The sequence below is a fragment of the Centipeda infelix ATCC 43532 genome (assembly GCF_000234095.1).
Taxonomy (GTDB): Bacteria; Bacillota; Negativicutes; order Selenomonadales; family Selenomonadaceae; genus Centipeda; species Centipeda infelix.
Genome location: NZ_JH376800.1, coordinates 192396 through 210195, shown reverse-complemented (window position 1 = coordinate 210195; position 17800 = coordinate 192396). Strand labels below are relative to the sequence as shown.

Annotated in this window: 15 protein-coding genes and 1 pseudogene; 2 read left to right on the top strand and 14 right to left on the bottom strand. The window is 57.8% G+C overall.

Annotation, left to right across the window (positions count from 1 at the left end; genetic code table 11):
* Window positions 1–3: 3 nt before the first annotated feature.
* The 12 genes from HMPREF9334_RS09845 to gap all read right to left on the bottom strand — a co-directional run bounded on the left by HMPREF9334_RS09845 (window position 4) and on the right by gap (window position 13658).
* Window positions 4–762 (bottom strand): alpha/beta hydrolase, encoded by a 759-nt coding sequence (locus tag HMPREF9334_RS09845; protein ID WP_039957518.1) that lies wholly within the window; start codon window positions 760–762, stop codon window positions 4–6.
* A 78-nt stretch (window positions 763–840) separates the two neighbouring features.
* Entirely contained in the window at window positions 841–1053 is a 213-nt protein-coding gene (secG, locus tag HMPREF9334_RS09840) for a preprotein translocase subunit SecG (protein ID WP_006693319.1), read from the bottom strand.
* A 179-nt stretch (window positions 1054–1232) separates the two neighbouring features.
* Window positions 1233–2525 carry a hexokinase family protein gene (locus HMPREF9334_RS09835; RefSeq protein ID WP_006693318.1) on the bottom strand — a complete coding sequence of 431 codons (1293 nt, stop codon included), beginning with the start codon at window positions 2523–2525 and terminating at the stop codon, window positions 1233–1235.
* A gap of 2 nt (window positions 2526–2527) precedes the next feature.
* Window positions 2528–3871: a hemolysin family protein gene (locus HMPREF9334_RS09830; RefSeq protein ID WP_006693317.1), complete on the bottom strand. Its 1344-nt coding sequence runs from the start codon at window positions 3869–3871 to the stop codon at window positions 2528–2530.
* A gap of 358 nt (window positions 3872–4229) precedes the next feature.
* Window positions 4230–5330, bottom strand: coding sequence for a DEAD/DEAH box helicase (locus HMPREF9334_RS09825; RefSeq protein WP_006693316.1), 1101 nt, complete (start codon window positions 5328–5330; stop codon window positions 4230–4232).
* 115 nt (window positions 5331–5445) lie between these two features.
* Window positions 5446–7593 carry a DNA topoisomerase III gene (locus HMPREF9334_RS09820; protein ID WP_006693315.1) on the bottom strand — a complete coding sequence of 716 codons (2148 nt, stop codon included), beginning with the start codon at window positions 7591–7593 and terminating at the stop codon, window positions 5446–5448.
* The gene (locus HMPREF9334_RS09815) at window positions 7590–7949 is read right to left on the bottom strand and encodes a YkvA family protein (RefSeq protein ID WP_006693314.1); all 360 of its coding nucleotides are present in this window, start codon (window positions 7947–7949) and stop codon (window positions 7590–7592) included. Before HMPREF9334_RS09815 ends, HMPREF9334_RS09820 begins: the two co-directional genes overlap by 4 nt.
* 207 nt (window positions 7950–8156) lie before the next feature.
* Window positions 8157–8570 carry a TM2 domain-containing protein gene (locus HMPREF9334_RS11825; protein ID WP_006693313.1) on the bottom strand — a complete coding sequence of 138 codons (414 nt, stop codon included), beginning with the start codon at window positions 8568–8570 and terminating at the stop codon, window positions 8157–8159.
* An 84-nt stretch (window positions 8571–8654) separates the two neighbouring features.
* Window positions 8655–10211: a 2,3-bisphosphoglycerate-independent phosphoglycerate mutase gene (gpmI, locus tag HMPREF9334_RS09805; protein WP_006693312.1), complete on the bottom strand. Its 1557-nt coding sequence runs from the start codon at window positions 10209–10211 to the stop codon at window positions 8655–8657.
* Window positions 10212–10319: 108 nt separating this feature from the next.
* On the bottom strand, window positions 10320–11069 hold the full coding sequence (gene tpiA / locus HMPREF9334_RS09800; RefSeq protein ID WP_006693311.1) for a triose-phosphate isomerase: 750 nt from the start codon (window positions 11067–11069) through the stop codon (window positions 10320–10322).
* A gap of 214 nt (window positions 11070–11283) precedes the next feature.
* Window positions 11284–12477, bottom strand: coding sequence for a phosphoglycerate kinase (locus HMPREF9334_RS09795; protein WP_006693310.1), 1194 nt, complete (start codon window positions 12475–12477; stop codon window positions 11284–11286).
* A gap of 167 nt (window positions 12478–12644) precedes the next feature.
* Entirely contained in the window at window positions 12645–13658 is a 1014-nt protein-coding gene (gene gap / locus HMPREF9334_RS09790) for a type I glyceraldehyde-3-phosphate dehydrogenase (RefSeq protein WP_006693309.1), read from the bottom strand.
* A 219-nt stretch (window positions 13659–13877) separates the two neighbouring features.
* On the opposite strand from gap, the gene HMPREF9334_RS09785 reads away from it, so the two are divergent.
* Window positions 13878–14522 (top strand): class II aldolase/adducin family protein, encoded by a 645-nt coding sequence (locus HMPREF9334_RS09785; RefSeq protein ID WP_006693308.1) that lies wholly within the window; start codon window positions 13878–13880, stop codon window positions 14520–14522.
* A 302-nt stretch (window positions 14523–14824) separates the two neighbouring features.
* Window positions 14825–15880, top strand: a complete 1056-nt coding sequence (gene mtnA, locus HMPREF9334_RS09780) for an S-methyl-5-thioribose-1-phosphate isomerase (protein ID WP_006693307.1) — start codon at window positions 14825–14827, stop codon at window positions 15878–15880.
* Between the two features lie 129 nt (window positions 15881–16009).
* Here the strand turns inward: mtnA and HMPREF9334_RS12040 are convergent.
* Window positions 16010–16690, bottom strand: a pseudogene (locus tag HMPREF9334_RS12040) (HI0074 family nucleotidyltransferase substrate-binding subunit); the annotation flags it as partial.
* A gap of 121 nt (window positions 16691–16811) precedes the next feature.
* On the bottom strand, window positions 16812–17786 hold the full coding sequence (locus HMPREF9334_RS09770) for an SDR family oxidoreductase (RefSeq protein ID WP_006693306.1): 975 nt from the start codon (window positions 17784–17786) through the stop codon (window positions 16812–16814).
* Between the last annotated feature and the right edge of the window lie 14 nt (window positions 17787–17800).

Here is a 17800-nt window from a genome sequence, read left to right as displayed (position 1 = left end):
TTCCTATTCTTCTCGTTCCGCACCGTCCAACAAAAATTCCGCTGTACGCGCAAAGACGCGCTCTCTGACCCCTAAATCGAGCGGCAGCAGATGCCCCGCATCGGGCAGGATGAACTTCTCACGACGCACGCTGCGGACGTTGTCATAGAGATAGTCCGCGCTCTTCGGATCTGCCGTGTGGTCACGTTCTCCGTGCACGATCAGGATCGGTGCTGTGACCCGCGCAATCGCCCCGCAGAGAACCGCAATGACATCCATCATCTCATGGATGGAGACGAGCGGCATACGCCGATAGGTATTGTTCGCACCGTGCGGCACATCGCGGAGCTTACGGCGCGCCTTCGGCACATAGCGGTCGATGCATGCCTCGCGCGTCGGAAGGTGCTCGATCCCCTGCTCGGGGGCAATCATGATCGGTGCACCAAGGCTGACAACGTGGGAAAGCTCAGTCTCCATGGAGAGCAGCATGGCAAAGACCGCCCCCATCGAGTGCCCTACCACAGAGATGCGCTCACATATGTCGCTGAGAATAGCAAAACCATCGCGCACGGAGTCCATCCAGTCCTCATGCTCCATACGGCTCAGATCCTCGACCGTCGTCCCGTGCCCCGCAAGGCGTATCGCGAGCACGGTGAAGCCACGCGCATTCAGATACTCGCCCATGAGCCGCAGCTCTGCGGGCAGTCCCGTAAATCCGTGGATCAGGAGGACACCATGCCGCCCGCCCGGCAGCAAAAACGGTTCTGCTCCCTCAAGGTGCATGACAACTCCTCCTTTTCCGTCATATTCTAAAAAATCCCTGCGCCACCGCAGCGGCAGCAGGGACATTCCCTAGATCAATCAACTCGACATCCGTGCAATCACAATGGTAATCACACCAAACAGAATTGCAAACACGATCGTCACGCGCGCGAGCAGTGCGTCCATGCCGCGTGCCTTGCCCGAGAACACCGTATCCCCGCCGCCGTCGAGACCGCCCATGCCGGCGGACTTCGCCTCCTGCCCGAGGACGGACGCGATGAGAATGATCGCAACGATTGCATCAAGTACCATTAAAAGCGTGAGCAAGAAAAAGCCCCTTCCTTCACTAATATCAACTACATTTTGTTATCATAGCATAGAAAACCCAATAGTGGCAAGCGATTTTAGCGTAACCTGCAATACTGTGCGGTGATGTGCGATGCCGCTGAGCGAACCCTAGTGGAGCACGCGAGAAACGCCTACGTATGCCGTCACCCGCACTCCGTCATCGCCGCTGCAAGTGCTGCGCCCAGTCCCGAGCCGCCGCACGCGAGCATCGTGTCAACATTCGCCGCATCCTCCCCGAGGAGTTCGGAGAACGCACGCATCATCGTCTCTTTGACGAGCGGCATCTTCTCGTAGACCGAACCATCCACGGCGATGTGCTGCGGGCGCATCTCTCCGCTGCCCGTGATCTGCCAGAGCGTCCCGACAAAGGTCGCCGCGATGAGACGCACGGAGCGCACAACAATGGCATGCGCGAGCTCGCGCACGCGCACGGCATCCTCTGCCGCGAGCCGCACGCCCGTCATCGTCTCGACGATCGTCGCCGTCGCCTCTGCGCCCGCGCTCACATCCTCCAGCATACGGCTGAGATCAATGCTCGTGAAGCCGTATATGCGCCCCGTTGCGCTGAGCAGTTCGGCAAGTGCCATATCAAAGAGCACACCCATGTAACGCCCTGCGACCATCTTCTCAAGCCGCTGCTCCCCCTTTTTCTCCGACGCCGCATCGAGTGCCATATCGAAACGATTCGGAACCAACTTCGAGAATCCGCCCGACTCCATGTTGAGGATCATCGGCGGCCGCGCTGTGCCTGTATATGGCTCGAGGTAGCAGGTGTTGTGCCCCGTCGCATAGATCGCGCCGATTTGGGTGTCACCATTGATATAGGCAGCCGCGAGGAGTACCGCGACCGTATCGTTGATGACGGAGTTCGGCGTAACGTTCGAGAGCCCCTGCCGCACGAGTGCCGCACGCAGGAGATCATTCACAACCGCGCCCTCGACTCCCCGCGCCGCGAACTCCTTCGTCCAGATGATAAGACGTGCATCGTTGATATTTGTTTGCTTGGATGGGAACGAAAACGTGTGCCCGAGCAAATACGGCGTTGCGTGGTCGCCGCCAACCGCCTCATCGACGAGTGCCGCGATGAAGTCAAACATCTCATCGCCCGTCGCCTCTGCACCGATGAAGTCATAGACACCATCGACCTTGAGCGGCTTTGCAACGTGGGAGAGAATCTCATATTTCCCGTTGCCCTCAAGGCGATAGAGGAGCACGCGCACATTCGTCCCGCCGAAATCGAGTGCAAGGTAGTCGCCGCGCTCCACGCCCGTCGGCAATCCGAGGTAGGACGGCAGCATGCGCAGAGAGGAGTCGGGCGAGCCCGCGAGCCCCAGGCGCATATCCTGGCGAAAATTTGCCGCCACCTCATGCAAATGCTCCGAATCCACCGTAAAGGCAGCGATGATCTCATCGTAAAGCGCGGAGTTGAACGCCATGGTTATTCCTCCTCATGGGATGCAGTTTCTTCCTGCACCTCCGATACACTGTGCAGCAGATGGACGAGCACGCGCGTGATACGCACGCCGTCTACCTCCTCGACGTAGAGCAGTGTTCCCGCATGCGCCGCCATCTGCCCTACACGCGGTGTATCGCCAAGCTGATCGTATAGCCAACCGCCGACGCTGTCCACGTCCTCGTCCTCAATGCGCACGCCGAGCAGGTCATCCAGCTCCTCAAGCAGGAGCTTTGCATCGACGGAGCAGAGATCGCCCGCACGCCACTCCACGCTCTCGCGCTCCTCGTCGAACTCGTCACGGATATCGCCGACAATCTGCTCGACAATGTCCTCGACCGTCACCATACCTGCCGTACCGCCGTACTCGTCCACAACGATCGCAAGCTGCGACCCCTCCTCCTGCATCGTCCGCAGGAGCACGCTGCCGTCCATGCTCTCGGGTACGACGAGTGCCTTGCGGATGTAGCGGCGCAGGTTCAGACGCTCGCCGCGAATCAACGGCGGAAGCAGGTCTTTCACATGGATAAAGCCGATGATGTGATCCTTGTCCTCGTAGCAGACAGGGTAGCGCGTCTGCTGCTCCTCGAGGATGGTCTTGATGCGCTCGGCAGACGTATCATCGAGGTAAAGGCAGATCATATCTGTACGCGGTATCATGATCTCGCGTGCGTTCAACTCCGTGAACGAAAAGACATTGTCCACGAAGTCCGCCTCCGTGCTGTTGATCAGCCCTTGGCGATAACTCTCTTTCATCAGGAGACGGATCTCCTCCTCCGTGTGCGCGTCCTCGTTCTCGCCCTTCACGTCGTAGCCGAATTTACGGCTAATCGTATTCGCGACGGTGTTCAGAATCCAGACAAAGGGGCGCATAATGCGGCCGAAGAGCACCATCGGGAACGCAATCGCGAGCATGATGTTCTCGACATTCGCAATCGCCATGGACTTTGGCGTAAGCTCGCCGAGCACAATGTGCAGTGAGGTGATGATCGTAAAGGCAATCGCGAGTGCAATCGTGTGCCCAACCTCGTCGGGCAGCCCGAACACATGCGTAACGGGCAGGATAAGCGTCGCAATCGCGGGCTCACCCACCCAACCGAGGCCGAGCGAGGCGAGCGTGATGCCGAACTGCGTCACCGAGAGCGAGTAGTCGAGGTGCTCGGTGAGCTGCTTCGCATATCCGGCGCGGCTGCTCCCCTCCGCGATCAGCGTCTCAAGGCGCGAGGTGCGGATCTTCACGCAGCAGAACTCCGCCGCAACGAAGAAGCCGTTCATGAAAATCAAAAAGGCAACGAGCAGTATGTCAAGCAATGTGGGCAATACGTCCACGAAAGAAGGCCTCCTTTGGGAGTGGGTAATAATCAGGGCTGTTGCATGAAGTCGATTTGACTCGTGCACCAAGGCTTTGTTCGTGTTGTGCGCTCAAGACACCCCTACCACCGCTCACGCGGTCCCCCTCCCCCGTTGCGACGGGGGAGGCTTTGCATTACGGCATATTAGCTTCCCCTGTCCGAGACGGGGGAGCGGTCAACCTCTTCCAATCACACTGCGCCTTTCGGCTTGTGTTCTTGGGAGGTTTTCCCATACGACCTGTTACCCGATCAGCTGCGCCCTATGGGCTTGCTTCTCGGACAGGTCAGTAAGTGGCGAGCTTGCGAGCCGATAGGGGCGCTCCATCAAATGCGGGTCAGGTGCGCGGCAGACGCGAGAGCTCGATCTCCATACGTGCAGCGAGTGCTTTGAGTTTGCCCTGTTCCTTCTCGTCCACGAGCGAGATGACCGCCCCCGCCTTGCCCGCACGCGCCGTACGTCCTGCACGATGGCGATAGGTACGCACATCCTCGGGCAGGTCGAGGTGGATCACATAGTCCACATCCTCGATGTCGAGCCCGCGTGCGGCGAGGTCGGTGGAGATGAGGAGCTCGGCACGTCCCGCACGAATGGCATCGAGTGCCGCACGACGTTGGTCGCGCCGCTCCTGCCCGAGCAGGGCAACGGCCTTGATCCCCTCAAAGCGCAGCTTTTCAAGTGCGTGTGCCGCATCGAAGCCGCGCCCGACAAATACGAGCCCCCGCCGAATCGGCAGACGGCGCGTCAGCTTTTGCACCGCCTTTATTTTATCACGAAACGGTACAATATGATAGTAGTTTTCATAGGCTGCGTTCACGCCCTCCACACGGATGAGGCGCGGCGCAAACAGCTCCTCTGCCATGCGCACAGCCGCCGCACCCGCCGTCGCCGAGAGGAGGAGTGCCTGACGTTCGGCGGGCAAGAGGCGGATCACAGTGCGCACCTCGTCCAGATGCTGCTTGCCGAGCAGGCGGTCGAACTCGTCCAGAACGAGCAGCTTCACACCTGTGAGTTTCAGCTTGCCGAGACGGTGGAGCTCCTGCACGCGCGGCGCAGAGCCGACAATGAGCGCGGGCTTCTTCTTGAGCGATTCGATCTGCCGCTTGATGTTCGCCCCGCCAATGAGAGCATGCACGCCGATGGGCAGCCCTGCCGCCTGTGCCAGTTCACGCGCGACCGTCACAATCTGCATCGCAAGCTCGTGCGTCGGTGCGAGGACGAGTGCCTGTGCCGTACGCACGGAGGGGTCGATGCGCTCCATGGCGGGTAGGAGGTAGGCAAGCGTCTTGCCTGTGCCCGTCGGTGCCTCGCCGATCAGATTCTCCCCTGCACGCGCGGCAGGGATGAACCCCGCCTGGATCTCCGTCGGCGCGGTGATACCGCGCTTTGCGAGAGCGGCGATGAGATGCTCGGACACACCGAGCGATGTAAAGTCCATAGTCTCCTCCTGCTGGAATAAAGGATCGCTGATATGCCGTGTCCAAATGCCTCCCCCGTCGCTGCGGGGGAGGGGGACCGCGGAAGCGGTGGAAGGAGCGCCTGTAACGACATAATCATTGTTCTCCAAAAAACAGCGCGTCCATCTCCGCCTGTTCATCCGCCGTCGGTGTATAGCTGCCGCGCGGGGTGTATGCGGGTGCAGGAGACGTGGAGGGGCACGCTCCCGATGCTCCCGCTGCGCTGCGCGGAATCCGTTTCCCCGTAAAGTCGGGCTTGCCGCCTGCATCGTTCGCCGTCATGCGGCACTGCGGGAACGCCGAACAGCCCCAGAAGTCGCCGTGCTTCCCCTTTCGCTTCAGCATCACGCCGCGCCCGCAGGCGGGACAGGGAACGCCCCCGCCGCCCGCGATGGTCGCCGTCAGTGCCGCTGCACAGAGATCACGCGCAAACGCCGCTTGTCCCGCAAGGAACTCCTCGGGCGTACCCTCGCCCTGTGCCATCGAGTGCAGGCGATCTTCCCAGACCGCCGTCGCATCGGGGTACGTCATCGTATCGGGGAGCGCGTCGATGAGGAGATATGCCTCCGCCGTGGGCGTGAGCACCTTCTTCTTGCCCGCCGCGTTCAGAAATCTGCGCCGTATCAGATCCTCGATGATGCTCGCACGCGTCGCCTCTGTGCCGATGCCGGAGACATCGCGCAGCATCTTCTTCGCCGCATCGTCCTTCACATATTTGTGGATCTCCTTCATGCCCTGCAGGAGAGTCGCGGGGGTAAAGCGTGTGGGCGGCTTCGTCTGGCGCGTGCCGAGCTCTGCGGACACATAGTCCGCTGCATCGCCCTTTTTCATCGGCGGCAGGACGGCACTTTCTTCGTCCTCTTTCTCCGCGTCCTCCTCATTTTTCGCCGTACGATACATCGCACGCCACCCCGCCGCACGCTCCGTGCGTCCGCTCGCAGCGAACAGCTCGCCGTGGTAGGTGACCTCCACCTTCGTCTGGTCATAGACGTAGTTCGGATGGAACTGTGCAATGTAGGCGCGTGCAATCAGCTCGTAGATGTTCCGCTCCACTGCACTGAGCCGCGCGAGGTTCACGGGTACAGTCGTCGGGATGATCGCGTGGTGCGCGGATATCTTCGCGTCGTTCCACGCACGTGACTTCTGCTTTGCATCCGCTGCCCGCGCCCACGCGCCGAGCTCCGAGCCATCCAGTGCGGCGAGATTGCCGAGGATCTTTGCCGCATCCTTGTGCTGATTCACGGGCAGATACTCCGCGTCCGAGCGCGGATAGCTCGTCAGCTTCTCCTCGTACAGCTTCTGTGCCGTGTCGAGCACCTGCTGCGGCTCGTACCCGTACCGCTTGCCCGCGAGCACCTGAAGTGCCGACAGCGAGAACGGGAGCGGCGGCGGTTCTTCCTTCTTCTTGCGTTCGTAGCGCGTCACCTTCGCGTCCTGCGGCTCCGTACCAAACGAGGCAAGTGCCGCCTGCGCCGCCTTTTCGTCTACAAGCCGTCCCTCGGGATCGAGCGGCGTGCGCTCCTCTGACGGCTTCCACCGCGCACGGAACGATTCGCCCGACTTCTCGTGACGAAATACCGCATCGAGCAGATAATATGTCGCAGGCTTAAAGTTCTCAATCTCGCGCTCCCGCCGCACAACAAGGGCAAGCGTCGGTGTCTTGACACGCCCGATCGGGAGCACAAGCCGGTCATGTCCCGCACGGCGTGCCGCGAGCGTATAGGCACGCGAGAGATTCATCCCGATGAGCCAGTCCGCACGCGCCCGTGCCAGTGCCGAGCGTTTCAGCGGAAGGAAATCGGCATTATCGCGCAGGTCGCCGAGCGCATCGTGGATGCTCTTGTCATCGAGCGCGTTGATGAGGATGCGGCGCACGGGCTTTTCGTTCTTGAGATAGTCCAGTACCTCGTCCACGAGCAGCTGTCCCTCGCGGTCGGGGTCACCGCCGTGCACAATCTCGTCTGCACGATCGATCAAGCCCTTTACGACAGCAAACTGCTGCGCCGCACTCTCATTCACGACGAGCCGCCACTCGGCGGGCAGGATTGGCAAATCCTCCATGCGCCATCGCTTCAGCTTCGGATCGTATTCCTCCGGCTCCGCCTGTCTGAGAACATGACCGAAGAGCCACGTCACTACACCGCCGCCCGTCTCGATCCACCCCTGCCCCTTGCGATGCGGCTGCGGCAGACACGCTGCGAGCGCACGGCCGACACTCGGCTTTTCCGCGATATAGAGCCTCATGCGAACACCTTCGAGAGTGCCCAGACGAGGAGCACGAGCCAAAGAATCAGCACGATGGACGCCACAATGAGCACGAGCGTCCCGTAGCGCGCCACACGCCGCTCGCCCTCCGCGCGTGCCTCGGGGGGCAGCATACGCACGAGCAGCTCCGTCGCCGCCGGCAGGATCACCATATCATCCACCGCACCGAGCAGCGGAATCGTATCGGGCACAAGGTCAATCGGACTGACGAGATAGAGCAGCGCCAAGGGAAACAGGAACTTCACCGCACGCGGCGTATCGCGCCGCACCATCGCAAAGAGCAGCACGGCGATATCGCGCCGCAGCGCACGCAGCAGCACCAAGAATCGCAGCATAAGAACCTCCGATCATGTTACGTCATTATGCACAGTATACCATCCTGCCCGCACTCTTTCAAATGCAAATGAAAAGGGCTCTTTGTCAAATGTTACGGACATCATATAGGAATCACTAATATATTCTGTGCGATTTGCAAAAAAGCTGCCGCACATCATTTGTGCAGCAGCTTTTTGCTTCCCTGTAAGATTATTTCGTTGCTTCCCCTATACCCAGATATTCCCATCTGCATCCGCCGTCTTCGTCGCAGCGACAATCCCCTCAATCAGGGCGATGAGCGCCGGAATAAAGGTCCAGCAGAATAAGAGATACACAATACCAAGTCCGACGCGTCCTGCGTAGAATTTATGAACTCCGATCCCCCCGACAAGCAATGCGCAGAGGACATAGGCGAGCTTGCTGACCTTATGCTTTCCGCTTGCATCGGTGGAGACACCTGCATTTGCTGTTTTGGCTATCGCGTATACCTTTTGATCGCCGTTTTGATAGACCTCCAACACCATTCCATCGTGCGCAAACTCCCCAAGGTTCAATCCTGCACGCGGCACTTCCTCAAAACGGCCGTCATCATAGCCCAGTGTTACATTGACATCATCCGATTTAATAATCTTTGCTTTCATTTTGCCTCCTCCTGCAAAACAAGAAAACATATTGATAGAGACAGATCGCCCCCGCAGAGGAGACCTGTCCCCATTGTATCAGATTTATGCAAGCGTCACAAGCGGCTTGCCTGTCATCTCCTTCGGGATCTTGAGCCCTGCGAGCGTGAGGAGTGTCGGCGCGATATCGCAGAGTGCGCCCGTGTGGACTTCTTTCACGCGATCGGATACCACGATGAACGGCACGGGATTCGTCGTGTGCTTCGTGAACGGCTGATTCGTCTCATAGTCCCACATCTTGTCCGCGTTGCCGTGATCCGCTGTGATGCAGACCTCGCCGCCCACCTCGCGGATGGCATCGACAAAGCGTCCGACGCAGGTATCGACCGTCTCGACCGCCTTCACAACCGCCGGCACAACGCCCGTATGACCGACCATGTCGCAATTCGCATAGTTGAGGATGATGAAGTCGTACTTCTTCGACTTGATCGCCTCAACCACTTTGTCCGTGACCTCGATCGCGCTCATCTCAGGCTGCAGATCGTAGGTCGCGACCTTCGGGGAATGCACGAGAATGCGATCCTCCCCCTTGTACGGCTCCTCGACACCGCCGTTGAAGAAGAAGGTGACGTGTGCGTACTTCTCCGTCTCGGCGATGCGCAGCTGTGTATACCCGAGATCCTGCACGTACTGACCGAACGTGTTGTCGATCTCCTCGGGCGGGAACGCTACGAGCGCGTTCATCCCCGCCTCGTACTGCGAGAATGTCGCAAACGGGATTTTCAGCGACTCGTCACGCGCGAAGCCGTCAAATTTCTCATCTACAAAGGCATGCGTGAGCTGACGCGCACGGTCGGGGCGGAAATTGTAGAAGATCGCTCCGTCACCGTTCTTCATGCCGGAATAGCCCTCGACGACAAACGGGACGACGAACTCATCCGTCACCCCCTCTGGCTTCTCGCTTGTATCGGCATAGGAAGCGAGCACGCCGTCAACCGCCGTCTTTGCCACGGTCTTTGCCTTGGCGTGTGCAATCGCCTCGTAGGCAAGCTGCTCGCGCTCCCAGCGGTGATCACGATCCATCGCATAGTAGCGGCCGCTGACCGTCGCGATCTTGCCGACACCGATCTCCGCCGCCTTTTTCTCCACTGCCTCAAGATATTCCGTCGCGCTCTTTGGCGGCACGTCACGTCCGTCGAGGAATGCGTGAATCCAAACCTCGGTCAGTCCCTCGCGCTTGGCGAGTTCAAGTACGCCAAAGAGATGGTCGTCATGGCTGTGCACGCCGCCCGGCGAGACCAGCCCCATGACGTGCAGTGCGCCGCCGCGCTCCTTTACACCGCGTACAATCGTGAGCAATGCCTCGTTCTTGAAGAAATCGCCATTCTTGATATCGCGTGTGATGCGCGTGAGCTGCTGATAGACAATGCGCCCCGCTCCGATGTTCGTATGCCCGACCTCGGAGTTGCCCATCTGCCCGTCCGGCAGTCCGACGTACTCCCCCGAGGCAAAGATCTGATTGTATTTGTATTTTTTCTTCAGCCCGTCGATGACCGGTGTATTCGCCATGGCAATGGCGTTATACTTCATATCGTTCGGGTCGCCGTTGCCAAAGCCGTCCATGATGATGAGCGCAACGGGTGCATTCTTAAGTTTTGCCATAATATTTGATTCTTTCTAAGAGCTTTCGCCCAATACTCAGGAGGCGCAGATTCTTCGTCTCTGCAAAGAATCCGCGCCAACCTAAGTGTGTTTTGAGATTTTTAGGTATCAGAAATTGACAATCGCAGCAAAATCCTTTGCCTTGAGTGCTGCGCCGCCGACGAGTGCACCGTCGACGTTCGGCTTCTCCATGAGGCCTGCAATCGTCTCGGGCTTCACGCTGCCGCCGTACTGGATGCGTACGCCCTCGGCTGCCGCTGCGCCGTACTTCGCCTCGATGGTCTTGCGAATGTGCGCACAGACCTCCTCCGCCTGATCGAACGTCGCCGTCTTACCCGTGCCAATCGCCCAGATCGGCTCGTAGGCGATGACGAGCTTCGCGACATCAGCCGCCGCAAAGCCCGCAAGTGCCGCCTCGATCTGGTATGCAACATAGGCGAGGTAGGTGCCCGCCTCGCGGATCTCAAGCGACTCGCCGCAGCAGATGATCGGCGTGATGCCGGCCGCATATGCTGCATGCGCACGCTTGTTCACGCCCTCGTTCGTCTCGCCGAAGTAGTCGCGACGTTCGCTGTGACCGAGCACGCAGTAGGAAACGCCGAGCTCCGTCAGCATATCCGTCGAGATCTCGCCCGTGTATGCGCCGCTCTTCTCCCAGTGCACGTTCTGTGCGCCGACCGCAATGTTCGAGCCCTTGACCGCCTCGGTCACACCTGCGAGTGCTGTCGCCGTCGGACAGACGACGACCGTCGCCTTTGCGTCCTTGACGAGCGGAGCAAGTTCCTTCACGAGCGCGACACCCGCCGCGACCGTGTTGTTCATCTTCCAATTTCCTGCAATAATCGGTGTTCTTGCCATATATATGTTCTCCTCTATTGTAAACATCATGGAAGGTACAGTGCCCCCCCCCTAAGCGAACCTTAGTGAAGCAAGTGAGGAAAGTGTGCGTTTCGCCCCCTGCGGATTTCTTTCGTTCAAGCGAAGCGCGTTTAAGAAGTCCGCAGGTATTTAGGCGAATAAGCACACGGTCACTTGCGTAACTCTGTGTTCGCGTGGGGGATGCACTGCATCTTTACTCGTCTGCGAGTGCCGCGATGCCCGGCAGCACCTTGCCCTCAAGCAGCTCCAGCGTCGCGCCGCCGCCCGTCGAGATGTGCGAGATCTTCTCGGATAGCCCCGTCTTCTTCAGCGCCGCAATCGAGTCGCCGCCGCCGACAATGGAGACTGCGCCTTCCTTCGTCGCCTGTGCAACTGCACGCGCAACAGCCTCCGTGCCCTTTGCAAACGCGTCGAACTCGAACACGCCCATCGGACCGTTCCAGATCACCGTCTTTGCGCCCTTCAACGCATTGACGTACTCCTCAGAGGTCTTTGCACCGCTGTCGAGAGCCTGCCAGCCGTCGGGCACCTTGTCCACATCGACCGTCTTCGTGTTCGCGTCTGCCGCGAACTTGTCCGCGATGACAACATCCACGGGCAGAACGACCTTCACGCCCTTCTTCTCCGCCTTTTCGAGCAGCTCTTTCGCGAGGTCGATCTTATCGCGCTCACAGAGGGAGTCGCCGACGGGATAGCCCTTCGAGGCGTCAAAGGTATGTGCCATGCCGCCGCCGATGATGATGGTATCGACCTTATCGATCATGTTCTCAATGACACCGATCTTGTCCGAGACCTTCGCACCGCCGATGATGGCGACGAACGGGCGCTTCGGATTCTCGAGTGTCTTGCCGATGTAGTTGATCTCCTTCTCCATGAGGAAGCCCGCTACGGTCTCAAGATATTTCGTAATCCCGACGTTCGAGGCGTGTGCGCGGTGCGCCACACCGAACGCATCATCCACAGCGATGTCCGCAAGCGATGCGAGCTGCTTTGCGAACTCGGGATCGTTCTTCTTCTCCGCCTTGTGATAGCGCAGATTCTCAAGCAGGAGCACCTCGCCCGGCTTCAGATCGGCAGCAGCCTTCTCCGCCTCAGGACCCACACAGTCTGATGCCCACTTCACGGGCTGACTGAGGCACTCCTCCAGACGCGCCACAATCGGGCGCGTCGAGAACTGCGGCTCCCGCGCCTCCGTCGGGCGGCCGACATGGCAGGCGAGAATGACCGCTGCACCCGCATTCAGCAGATGCTGGATCGTCGGAAGCGTCGCGCGGATGCGCGTGTCGTTCGTGATGTGCTGATGCTCGTCCATCGGCACATTGAAGTCCACACGGACGAATACCTTTTTCCCGTGCGGATCAATGTGCATCATTGTCTTTTTATTCATATTGTCCCCTCCAGAATGAAACCACTGAATGTATCAGCGTTTCCTAAATAAAAACGAGGTTCGGCCCAAACGTCGGCCGGACCTCGTGAAAGATCGTATGCACACGGTAACTGTATCGGAACGCTAGCAATCCCGATCCATGTCCCGTATATCTCTGTTTACTTTTCTCAGCCGAGCTCAGCGAAGTACTTGATCGTGCGAACCATCTGGCTCGTGTAGCTGTTCTCGTTGTCGTACCAGGAGACCACCTGAACGAGCGTGTTGCCGTCGCCCGTGTCGCTGACCATCGTCTGGGTCGCATCGAAGATCGAGCCGTACGTCGTGCCGATGATGTCGCTTGAGACAATCTCGTCCGTGTTGTACGCGAACGACTCCGTCGCTTCCTTCTTCATCTGTGCGTTGACCTGATCGACCGTAACCTTGCCCTCGACCACAGCGTAGAGGAGCGTCGTGGAGCCCGTCGGGGTCGGAACGCGCTGTGCCGAGCCGATGAGCTTGCCGTTGAGCTCAGGGATAACGAGACCGATGGCCTTCGCTGCGCCCGTGGAGTTCGGAACAATGTTGACCGCTGCGGCACGGCTGCGGCGGAGATCCCCCTTGCGCTGCGGACCATCAAGCGGCATCTGATCGCCCGTGTAGGCATGAATCGTGGACATGATGCCGCTCTTGATCGGAGCGAGATCGTTCAGTGCCTTTGCCATCGGAGCAAGGCAGTTCGTCGTGCAGGACGCCGCTGAGATAACCTTGTCATCCTTCGTGAGATTCTTGTGGTTGACGTTGTAGACAATCGTCGGGAGGTCATTGCCCGCAGGAGCAGAGATAACGACCTTCTTCGCACCCGCCTTCAGATGCGCCTCAGCCTTTGCCTTTGCCGTGTAGAAGCCCGTGCACTCGAGTACAACATCGACATCATGCTTGCCCCAGGGGATCTGGGATGCATCCGCCTGTGCATAGATGTTGATCTTCTTGCCGTTGACCTTGATGAAACCATCGCCGTCTTCGACCGAATCCGCATACTTATAACGCCCCTGTGTGGAGTCATACTTCAGGAGATGTGCGAGCATCGTCGGGCTCGTCAGATCGTTGATCGCGACGACCTCATAGCCGGGAGCATCGAACATCTGACGGAATGCGAGACGACCGATACGGCCAAAACCATTGATAGCAACTTTTACTGCCATTGAAATACCCCCTGTTAAGTCCTTAATTCTCGGTGCTGCGAACCTTTTCCGCCGCACCCTTTGTACGATTTATATTATAAACCATTCCCAATAAAAGTCAAATCATTTATCTTACACAGGAGGCTTTTCCTACAATATTTTGTGCAGCTGTAAAAATCACTTGCCACAACGTGCAAATCTTCGATAAAATACGGATATCTGAATGCAAGGAGGACGATTATGCTCGAACAAATCAAGGAGGATGTGCGCCGCCATGCGCTCGAAGCCGATCACGCAGGGCTGTGCCGCCATCGCTCAGGGAACTTCAGCGTGCGTGACACAGCGAGCGGTTTCATCTGCATCACGCCGACGGGCATGGATCGCGAGGAAATGACCGCGGATGATATCGTCGTCATTGATATGAACGGTCATACGGTTGAATCACTGCATAATCGGAAACCGACCAGTGAGCTAATGATGCACACGGCAATCTATCAAAGCCGCAGTGACGTGCACGCAGTTGCGCACACACACTCACGTGCGGCGACCGCATTTGCCGTCATGAACAAGAACATCCCCGCCATCGTCTACGAGCTCTCCATTCTCGGCTGCAAGGAGGGCTATGTCCCCGTCGCCCCGTACGGCCGCCCCGGTACACGCGCGGCGGCGGAGAACGTCCTTGCTCCCCTTTCCATCTCCGATGTCGCACTCATGCAGGCGCACGGCGTTGTCGCCGTCGCAGAAAATCTCAAAGAAGCCTTGCTCAAGGCAAGCTACCTCGAAGAACTCGCCGACATCTACTACCGCTGTCTCACCGTCCTCGGACACGAACCTGCGACCATTCCGGCGGACGAGCTGGCAAAGTGGACGTATCCGACTGTTTAGTGCTTTTCAGACACTCCCGTGATTGTTCTTCCCAGCCTCCCCCGTATGCGGGGGAGCGGTCAACGACACCCAAGAACACTTCACTACCGCTCGTGTTCTTGGGTCGTTTTCGCATACGACCTATTTCCCAATCAGCTGCCCCCCTTGGGCTTGCTTCTTGGATAGGTCAGCAGGGCGACTACTTGCGGTGGCGGGAGTACAGCCCTTCACGCCATCCCATGTTTTAGCCTCCCCCGTATGACGGGGGAGGGGGACCGCTTGCGGTGGTGGGGGCACATCTATTATACGAAAAGAGGACTTTTATGACTACCAACATACTCGACATGGAAACCCTCGCTCTCGACGAAGAGGAGCGTGCCCTCGTCATCATCGACCAGACAAAACTCCCGAACCGCGCCGAATACCTCCATCTCAAAACACAGGGCGAAATCTGGATGGCAATCCGTGAGCTCCAAGTGCGCGGTGCGCCCGCCATCGGCGATGCCGCTGCCATCGGCATCTACCTTGCTGCACTTGAGATCGACACCGACGACTACGCCGAATTTGCGCACCGCTTCCACACAGCAGCCGACTACCTGAACTCCTCCCGCCCCACTGCCGTCAACCTCTCATGGGCACTGAACCGTATGGAGACCGTCGTCAAAAACGCTGAGGGCAAATCCATCCCCGAAATTCGCGCACTCCTGCGTGACGAAGCCCTCCGCATCAAGCAAGAGGACATCGACATCTGCAAAAAAATAGGCGAGCACGCGCTCACCCTCGTAAAACCTGGTATGGGACTCCTCACCCACTGCAATGCCGGACAGCTCGCCACCGCCAAATACGGCACCGCAACCGCCGTCATGTACCTCGGACACCAAAAAGGCTACAACTTCAAAATCTACACCGACGAAACTCGTCCCCTCCTGCAGGGCGCACGTCTCACCGCATACGAACTCAGTGCCGCCGGCATGGACGTCACACTCATCTGCGACAACATGGCATCCACCGTCATGAAGAACGGCTGGATCGACGCCGTCTTCGTCGGCTGCGACCGCGTCGCCGCCAACGGCGATGTCGCCAACAAGATCGGCACATCAGGTGTCGCCATCCTCGCCAAACACTACGGCATCCCCTTCTACGTCTGTGCCCCCACCTCCACCATCGACATGAACACCCCAACAGGTGCCGACATACACATCGAGCAACGTCCCACCGCCGAAGTCACCGATATATGGTACAAAGAACGCATGACCGCAGACGGCGTAAAAGTCTATAACCCCGCGTTCGATGTCACAGATCACGAGCTGATTACGGCGATTGTGACGGAGGAGGGTGTTCTCACAGACTTCGCGCATGGTCTTACGCATAAGCAATAGGTTTTTTCTAATATCAAAGCCCGTCAGCAAACGAAACTGACGGGCTTTATTCTGGACAGACTCTTTCGTATTTCTGTCTACACATTTTTCCTCTGTACTCTCCAGCCAATCGGTCATCAACTGATCGACTGCCTCCAACAGCACCACATATCGATCCTTCACTTCACGATAAATCTCACGCGCTGTATTTTCATCGTAGGTATACGAAGACAGGTTTCGCTTCTCCATCATCTCTGGCCACTCCTGTGCATCCGGTATCAGCCCCTGTTTCCCCCCTTCACGAATACAGCTGCGCGGACTGTTCGCCTCGATGCCCTCATATTCCAAAATAGTCTTCATCAGCTTCCACGCAAGCTCAAAACAAAATTCAAACCGCTGAATCGTTGCATCCAAATACATATCATCCGCATTGGCATCTTTTCTCAGTGCGGCTTGCAGTCGCATGAAGGCATGATGATAATTTTCTTTTTTTAGGCGAATTTGCTCTATTGTCACAGCAATTCTTCCCCCTTCAACGCAAAGCAGGAGTTTCCCCTCACGATCAATCGCATCCCGTAAACTTTGATTGTACTGCTCACCATAAAGAACAACATCGAACGTATAGGGAAGACGGCTCGCCTCAAACGCAGCCAAAAGCATAGCCCTAATATCAAAATCACTGACAATCGCCAGATCGACATCAGAGGTCTTGTGATAATCCCCTCGTGCACGCGAACCAAACAGGATAATCTTACGAATATGGTCGCGATACATCTCTAAAATACGATAGATCTGCTTCCAGTGTTCGCTCGTCAAACCATACACACTCATCCACTCTCCCCTACGCTTTATTTATATATTCTCCCTACGAAATACCCCCCCTTCAAAAACAATCAAAAAAGGCAGTACCGTATTCCACATCTTCACGGAATACTATACCGCCTTTTTATTCCTACAGATTCTCTTTATACCACTGGATCGCCTCTTTGATCCCCTTCTCGAAATCATACTCCGGCGCATAGCCGAGATTTTTTCGGATCTTAGAGATGTCCGCCCCGCTGTGGCGGATATCGCCCTTGCGCTCAGGTCCAAAGATCGGCTTCAAGTCCTTCTCGAGCAGTGCACTGAGCACCGCATACATCTCATTGAGACTTGAACGCTTGCCCGCCGCGACGTTGTACGCCTGCCCTGCCACCTCATGCGGCGCGACGCACGCAAGGAGATTCGCCTGCACGACATCCTCCACATAGACGAAGTCACGCGACTGCTCCCCATCGCCGTTGATTGTCGGCGGCTCATCACGCAGGAGGCACTCAATGAACTTTGGAATCACCGCCGCATATGCGCCATTCGGATCCTGCCGCCGACCGTACACATTGAAATACCGCACCCCATAGCAGTCCAGCCCGTAGTGCATCGTATACTGATAAGCATACTCCTCATCTACAAACTTCGTCACCGCATACGTTGAAAGCCGATTGCCGACAATCTCCTCCCGTTTCGGCATCGTCTCGTCATCGCCGTAGACCGCAGCACTCGACGCATAGGTGAACTTCTTCACCCCGTTTTTCGCCGCCGCCTCCATCATGTTGACCGTGCCAACAATATTCGTCAGCGTGTACTCCACCGGCTGCTCAATACTCTCCGGCACACTCACCGCCGCCGCCTGATGCAGCACATAGTCCACGCCCTCACAGACGCGATGGCAGAGTGCCGCGTCACGTATATCCCCTTCGACAAACTCAAACTTCGGATGATCCCGAAATCCCGCGATATTCTTCGCATATCCCGTCGACAGATTATCCAACACGCGGACCCTGTGCCCCATCGAGAGCAGATCCTCAGTCAGATTCGAGCCGATAAAACCCGCCCCGCCTGTGACGAGGAAAAGACTGTTATTTGGAAATATAATAGTACGGTAGTTCATAATGTCTCCACTCC